Genomic DNA, 1,632 nt, shown 5'->3' with positions numbered 1-1,632 from the left:
GCGGCGCGGTGGTTCATGTTCCCAAAACCCAACTTCCCACCCTGGCCGCCCCCGCCATCGTGCTCGTCGGGGGGGGGGTGGCGGCGGGCGCCGTAGGTTGCTCCCGGTCCCCGGACTCCCGCCCCTGTTCTTGACGACAGGTTCCTGGCGTACGGAAGAAGGGCGGCACGCCGATGGCGCGGGTGCTGGTGGTGGAGGACGAGCCGCAACTCGTGCGAGCCCTCGAGATCAATCTCGGAGCACGCACCTACGAGGTGGAATCCGCGCCCGACCTCGACAGGGGAAAGCTTGCCGGGCGCACTACAGCCAGTGACGCCGCTTGAAGATGAAGTACAGACTCGTACACACCACGCCCATCAGGCCGATGGCGAACGGGTACCCGAACCCCCAGCCCAGCTCCGGCATGTTCTCGAAGTTCATGCCGTAGATCGTGCCGACCAGGGTCGGGGCGAAGAGGATGGCGGCCCAGCTGGAGATCTTCTTGATCTCCTCGTTCTGCTCGAAGCCCGCCTCCGCCAGTGCGCGCATCTCCGCGTTCTGCTGTTGCGTCACCAGCGTCGCGTTCACCGTGAGGATGTCCGAGAGCGCCTGGCGGAAGCCGTCGACGCGCTCGCTGGTGTGGGTCACGTGGTCGGCGACGTCCCGCAGATAGCGCTGGAGTTCCTCGTCCGTGCCGTACTTCGCGAAGCCGGCCATCAGACCGTGCAGCATGCCGACCAGCGGGCGGGTGGCGCGCTGGAACTCGACCATCTCCCGGGACAGTTCGTAGATGCGGCGGGAGACCGCCGGGTCTCCGCCGAAGACCTCGGTCTCGATCTCGTCGATGTCGTTCTGCACACCCGTGACGACCGGGGCGTACCCGTCGACCACGCTGTCCAGGATGGCGTACAGCACCGCTTCCGGTCCCAGCGCCAGGAGTTCGGGGTTCTCCTCCATGCGGTGGCGTACGGCGGAGAGGTCCGGCGCCGCGCCGTGGCGGACCGTGATGAGGAAGTCCTTGCCCACGAACACATGCAGCTCGCCGAAGTCCACCTCCTCCTGGGCGTCGAGATAGCGCGCCGCGCGCAGGACCACGAAGAGCGTGTCGCCGTAGCGCTCCAGCTTGGGGCGCTGATGGGCCTCCATCGCGTCCTCGACGGCCAGTTCGTGCAGGTCGAACTCGGCGGCCAGCGAGAGGAGTTCGGCCTCGGACGGGCGGTGCAGTCCGATCCAGGCCATGCCGTCGGGGTACTCGTGCAGTTCGCGGTAGGTCTCGGCGAGCGAGTCGGGGGTCGAGACACGGCGGCCCTCGCGGTACAGCGACGCCTGGACGACACTGCCCTGGTCCTTGTGCACAGGACCGGCGCCGGGGGCCTCGGTGCCCGCCCCGTTCTCCGGCGGAGAGCCGCCCGGGGGCTGGGGCCGGCGGCGCCACTGGGGTCGCTTCGGCGTCAACGGCATCGGCGTCTCACCTCCCACGTCGGTCGGCGGCGCGCAGGGAGAAGTGCGCCGCCACGGCCTCGGTGCAGGATATCCACGTCGCATCGGCAGGGACGACCGACAGGCGTCCGTGCCCGGGCCGGGGGGGGGGCCCCGGGGGCGGCGCCGCGGCGGCGCCGGCCCGCGCGTGGGGGCGGGGGGGGTGGGGCGGGT

Annotated in this window: 1 protein-coding gene; it reads right to left on the bottom strand. The window is 70.3% G+C overall.

The features are described from left to right. Nucleotides 1-300: 300 nt before the first annotated feature. Nucleotides 301-1,440, bottom strand: a complete 1,140-nt coding sequence (locus tag ACFWU3_RS10775) for a magnesium and cobalt transport protein CorA (protein ID WP_384434289.1) — start codon at nucleotides 1,438-1,440, stop codon at nucleotides 301-303. Nucleotides 1,441-1,632: the final 192 nt, after the last annotated feature.

It is taken from the genome of Streptomyces sp. NPDC058685 (assembly GCF_042714725.1).
Lineage (GTDB): Bacteria > Actinomycetota > Actinomycetes > Streptomycetales > Streptomycetaceae > Streptomyces.
The sequence above is the reverse complement of the archived record's forward strand: the minus strand, read 5'-3'. Positions and strand labels throughout refer to the sequence as shown.